The organism is Streptomyces sp. KR55 (assembly GCF_052245645.1).
Classification (GTDB): Bacteria; Actinomycetota; Actinomycetes; order Streptomycetales; family Streptomycetaceae; genus Streptomyces; species Streptomyces flavusporus.
This window is the reverse complement of record NZ_JBQQCE010000573.1, coordinates 1-5,522: the sequence shown is the minus strand read 5'-3', so window position 1 is coordinate 5,522 and position 5,522 is coordinate 1. Positions and strand designations below refer to the sequence as shown.

General features: G+C 71.5%; 5 protein-coding genes. All 5 read left to right on the top strand.

Features of this window, described 5'->3' with window-relative positions; translation table 11 throughout:
* Positions 1-904 (top strand): molybdopterin oxidoreductase family protein (locus ACTWQJ_RS45565; RefSeq protein ID WP_443312267.1); only part of this gene is annotated, 904 nt, incomplete at its 5' end.
* Positions 905-1,037: 133 nt separating this feature from the next.
* Positions 1,038-2,441, top strand: coding sequence for a CitMHS family transporter (locus tag ACTWQJ_RS45560; protein ID WP_443312266.1), 1,404 nt, complete (start codon positions 1,038-1,040; stop codon positions 2,439-2,441).
* 35 nt (positions 2,442-2,476) lie between these two features.
* Positions 2,477-3,721, top strand: coding sequence for an MFS transporter (locus ACTWQJ_RS45555; protein WP_443312265.1), 1,245 nt, complete (start codon positions 2,477-2,479; stop codon positions 3,719-3,721).
* Positions 3,722-3,839: 118 nt separating this feature from the next.
* Positions 3,840-5,228 (top strand): aldehyde dehydrogenase family protein, encoded by a 1,389-nt coding sequence (locus ACTWQJ_RS45550; protein ID WP_443312264.1) that lies wholly within the window; start codon positions 3,840-3,842, stop codon positions 5,226-5,228.
* Between the two features lie 14 nt (positions 5,229-5,242).
* Positions 5,243-5,522 (top strand): alcohol dehydrogenase catalytic domain-containing protein (locus ACTWQJ_RS45545; RefSeq protein ID WP_443312263.1); only part of this gene is annotated, 280 nt, incomplete at its 3' end.

Below are 5,522 nucleotides of genomic sequence, written 5' to 3'. Positions count from 1 at the left end.
CAACACCCTCGCCATCCGCAACCAGGTCCGCTACACCCGCCCCGCCGTGCCCCTGGAGCCCGGCAGGATGGCCGAGACCGAGATCCTCGCCCGCCTGGTCCTGGCCGCCACGGGCATGCACGGCGCCGACCCGGCGGCCGTGGACGCGATGGTCATCGACCAGACCCTCGGCAAGGCGGTCCGGGAACCGCACTCGCCGGTGCACGGCCGCGACCCGAAGGAACTCGCCGCACAACTCACGGGGGCGAACGGCCCCGAACGCCGACTCGACATGATGCTGCGCCTCGGCCCCCACGGCGACGGCTTCGGCGTACGACCGGACGGCCTGACCCTGGAGAAACTGCTCGCCCACCCGCACGGCATCGACCTCGGCCCGCTGCGGCCCCGGCTCCCGCAGCCGCTGAAGACCGTCAGCGGGAAGATCGAACTGCTCCCGCAGCCCATCGCCGACGACCTGCCCCGGCTCCGCGAGGCGCTGCGGGAACGACCCGACGGGCTCGTCCTCGTCGGCCGCCGCCATCTGCGGTCCAACAACAGCTGGATGCACAACGTGCCCGCCCTCACCGGCGGCACCAACCGCTGCACCCTGCACATCCACCCCGAGGACGCCGAACGCCTCGGCGTGCGCGACGGGGCACCCGTGCGCGTGAAGGGCGCCGGGGGAGAGGTGACCGCACCCGCGGAGATCACCGACGGTGTGCGCAGGGGCGTGGTCAGCCTGCCGCACGGCTGGGGCCACGACCGCCCCGGCACCCGCCTCACCCACGCCGCCACCGACCCCGGCGTCAACGTCAACCAGCTCCTCGACGGCAGCCTGCTCGACCCGCTGTCGGGCAACGCGGTCCTCAACGGAGTGCCCGTGGAAGTCTCCGCCGTGACCGAAAAGCTCACCCCGCTGACCTGAGCAAAGCTGTGACCAGCAGTTTTGCGCTTATTGCTCGCACGTCAACGTCTTGTTAACGCTGCTTGACGGGACCTAACGTCGTCGCACCGCCGGCCCTGGTGGGAGTTCAAGGGCGAACGTTAGGTATCCACTCATGCTGACCATCCTCGGCTTCACCATGATCGCGACCTTCCTGGTCCTGATCATGATGAAGAAGATGTCGCCCATTGCGGCGCTCGTGCTCATACCCGCACTGTTCTGTGTCTTCGTCGGCAAGGGCGCGCATCTCGGCGACTACGTCATCGACGGGGTCTCCAGCCTCGCCCCCACCGCGGCGATGCTCATGTTCGCGATCGTCTACTTCGGTGTGATGATCGACGTGGGGCTCTTCGACCCGATCGTCCGGGGGATCCTCAAGTTCTGCAAGGCCGACCCGATGCGGATCGTCGTCGGTACGGCCCTGCTCGCCGCGATCGTGTCGCTGGACGGCGACGGTTCGACCACCTTCATGATCACGGTCTCGGCCCTGTACCCGCTGTACAAGCGCCTGAAGATGAGCCTGGTCATCCTGACCGGTGTCGCGGCGATGGCCAACGGCGTGATGAACACCCTGCCGTGGGGCGGCCCGACCGCGCGCGCCGCCACCGCCCTGAAGCTGGACGCCAGCGACATCTTCGTGCCGATGATCCCGGCCCTGGCCGTCGGTCTGCTCTTCGTGATCGTCCTCTCGTACATCCTCGGTCTGCGCGAGCGCAGGCGGCTCGGCGTGCTGACGCTGGACGAGGTGCTGGTGGAGGAGAGCGAGAAGGAGACGGTTCTGGTCGCGAGCGGCTCCGGCTCCGGCACCGGCAAGGGCGTCGCGAGCACCGGCGGTTCCGGCTCCGGCACCGACGCCGACACCCCCGAGGACGACGACTTCCAGGGCCTCGACCCCGACCGGCCCACCCTGCGCCCCAAGCTGTACTGGTTCAACGCGCTGCTCACGGTCGGCCTGCTCACCGCCATGATCATGGAGCTGCTGCCGATCCCGGTGCTGTTCCTGCTCGGCGCCGCCCTCGCGCTCACCGTCAACTTCCCGCACCTTCCCGACCAGAAGGCCCGGCTCGCCGCCCACGCCGACAACGTCCTCAACGTCTCCGGCATGGTCTTCGCCGCCGCCGTCTTCACCGGCGTGCTCCAGGGCACCGGCATGGTGGACAGCATGGCCAAGTGGATGGTCGACGTCATCCCCGAGGGCATGGGCCCGCACATGGCCCTCGTCACCGGCATCCTGAGCCTGCCGCTCACCTACTTCATGTCGAACGACGGCTTCTACTTCGGCGTCCTCCCGGTCCTCGCCGAGGCCGGCGCCGCGCACGGTGTCTCGCCGCTGGAGATGGCCCGCGCCTCGCTCGTCGGCCAGCCGCTGCACATGTCCAGCCCGCTCGTCCCGGCCGTGTACGTGCTGGTCGGCATGGCGAAGGTCGAATTCGGCGACCACACAAGGTTCGTGGTGAAGTGGGCCGCCCTCACATGCCTCGTGATCCTCGGGGCAGGCATCCTGTTCGGGATCATCTGACCCGTAGCTCGTAGCTCCGTGGAGGTTCGCTCATCGTGAGGCCCGGCAGGAACCGCGGCTGGCTGCTCCGCCTCGTCATCGCCTTCAGCTTCGCGCAGGGGGCAGTGTCGATGGCCCGGCCGGCGGTCTCCTACCGGGCCCTCGCGCTGGGCGCCGACGAGCGGGCGGTCGGTGTGATCGCCGGTGTCTACGCCTTGCTCCCCCTGTTCGCCGCCGTCCCCCTGGGCCGCCGTACCGACCACGGCCGCTGTGCGCCCCTGCTGCCCGCCGGTGTCGTCCTGATATCCGGCGGCTGTGCGCTCAGCGGCCTCGTCGACTCCCTCTGGGCGATGGCGATCTGGAGCGGTGTCATGGGCCTCGGGCACCTCAGCTTCGTCATCGGCGCCCAGTCCCTGGTCGCCCGCCAGTCCGCCCCGCACGAACAGGACCGCAACTTCGGCCACTTCACCATCGGCGCCTCGCTCGGCCAGCTGGTCGGCCCGATCGCGGCCGGGGCGCTGATCGGCGGCCACGACATGGCGGGCACCAGTGCGCTCGCCCTGCTCGTCGCGGGCGCGGGTTGCGCGGTGGCGTTCACGTCGCTGTGGCGCATCGAGGATCGTCGTACGACACCCACGTCCCGTACCGGACAGGGAGACCGCGTCCCCGTCCACCGCATCCTGCGCGCCCGGGGTGTGCCCGCGGGCATCCTCATCAGCCTCTCCGTGCTGTCCGCGACCGACGTCCTCACGGCCTACCTGCCCGTGGTCGGCGAAGAACGGGGCATCGCACCGTCCGTGATCGGCCTGCTGCTCAGTCTGCGCGCGGCGGCCACCATCGCCTGCCGTCTGGTCCTCACGCCCCTGCTGCGGCTGGTCGGCCGCACCCTGCTGCTCACCGTGACCTGCCTGCTGGCCGCCCTGCTGTGCGCGGGCATCGCCCTGCCGGTGCCGGTGTGGGCGCTGGCCCTGATCCTCGCCGCCCTCGGCTTCTGCCTGGGTGTCGGCCAGCCGCTGTCCATGACGACGGTGGTCCAGGCGGCCCCCGAGGGCGCCCGCTCCACGGCCCTCGCCCTGCGTCTGACCGGCAACCGCCTGGGCCAGGTCGCCGCCCCCGCCACGGCCGGCCTGATCGCCGGGATCGCGGGCGTGGCCGCGCCGTTCGTGATGCTCGGCGGGCTGTTGCTGCTGTCGGCGGGTGTGGCGCTGCGCTCCCCGGCCAGGCCCGCCGAGGAGGACACCGCGTCCGCCGGCAGACGTCCGTCAGCTCACCCGACGGCGCAGCGCAAGAGTGACGCCTGACGCCACGCGCCCGGGGTACCTCTGGTGCCGGAGGCTTCGGGGGGACCCCTGGCGCTGGAAAACTAACGCCGCTAGTTTAGGTGCCGGACGACGCACAGGCTCGGGAGGCAGACAGATCATGAAGGCGCAGCAGGCCCTGTACATCGACGGCGTCTGGTGCCCCGCCGAGGGCCGGGACACGATCGACGTCGTGAACCCGGTCGACGAGCAGGTCATCGGGCAGGTTCCCGCGGGCACCGCCGAGGACGTGGACCACGCGGTCCGGGCGGCCCGCGCCGCGCTCCCGGCCTGGGCCGCCGCACCGCCGGCCGAGCGGGCCGCGCGACTGGCCGCCCTGCGGGACGTCCTCGTGGCACGCAAGGACGAGATCGCCGGGACGATCACCGCGGAGCTGGGCTCGCCACTGGCGTTCTCGCAGGCGGTGCACATGGGCACGCCGATCGCGGTCGCCGGCTCGTACGCCGAGCTGGCGGCGACGTACGCCTTCGAGGAGAAGGTCGGCAACTCGACCGTCTACCACGAGCCGATCGGCGTGGTCGGCGCGATCACGCCCTGGAACTACCCCCTGCACCAGATCGTCGCCAAGGTCGCCCCGGCCCTCGCCGCGGGCTGCACCGTCGTCCTGAAGCCTGCCGAGGACACCCCGCTCACCGCGCAGGCCTTCGCTCAGGCGGTGCACGAGGCGGGCGTCCCGGCCGGCGTCCTCAACCTCGTCACGGGCCTCGGCCCGGTGGCCGGGCAGGCCCTCGCCGGGCACCCGGACGTCGACCTGGTGTCCTTCACCGGCTCCACGGCCGTCGGCAGTCGGATCGCGGCCACGGCCGGTGCCGCCGTGAAGAAGGTCGCTCTCGAACTGGGCGGCAAGTCCGCCAACGTCATCCTGCCGAGCGCCGACCTGGCGCGGGCGGTCAACGTCGGTGTCGCCAACGTGATGTCCAACTCCGGCCAGACGTGCAGCGCATGGACCCGCATGCTCGTCCATACCGCGCAGTACGACGCGGCCGTCGAGCTCGCCGCCGCGGCGGCCGCGAAGTACGGCGACCGCATCGGCCCCGTCGTGAACGCCAGGCAGCGGGACCGGGTGCGCGGCTACATCGAGAAGGGCCTGGCCGAGGGCGCCCGCCTGGTCGCGGGCGGCGTCGAACCCCCGCGTGAGCGCGGCTACTTCATCAGCCCGACCGTCTTCGCCGACGTCACCCCCGAGATGACCGTCGCGCAGGAGGAGATCTTCGGCCCGGTCCTGTCGATCCTCCGCTACGAGGACGAGGAGGACGCCCTGCGCATCGCGAACGGCACGGTGTACGGGCTCGCCGGCGCCGTCTGGGCCGGCGACGAGGCGGAGGCGGTCGCCTTCGCACGCCGGATGGAGACCGGCCAGGTCGACATCAACGGCGGCCGTTTCAACCCGCTCGCGCCCTTCGGCGGGTACAAGCAGTCGGGCGTGGGCCGGGAGCTGGGCGTGCACGGCCTCGCCGAATACCTCCAGACCAAGTCCCTCCAGTTCTGACGGAGTTCCCCGACATGACCGTCCGTGCCGCCGTACTGCCCGCCATCGGCTCCCCGCTGGAGATCACCGAGATCGACCTGCCCGATCCCGGCCCCGGCCAGGTCCGGGTCCGCCTGGCCGCCGCCGGTGTCTGCCACTCCGACCTCTCCCTGTCCAACGGCACCCTGCGGGTACCGGTCCCCGCCGTCCTCGGCCACGAGGGCGCCGGCACGGTTGTCGCGGTCGGCGCCGGGGTGACGCACCTCGCGCCCGGTGACGGCGTGGTCCTCAACTGGGCCCCGTCCTGCGGCACAT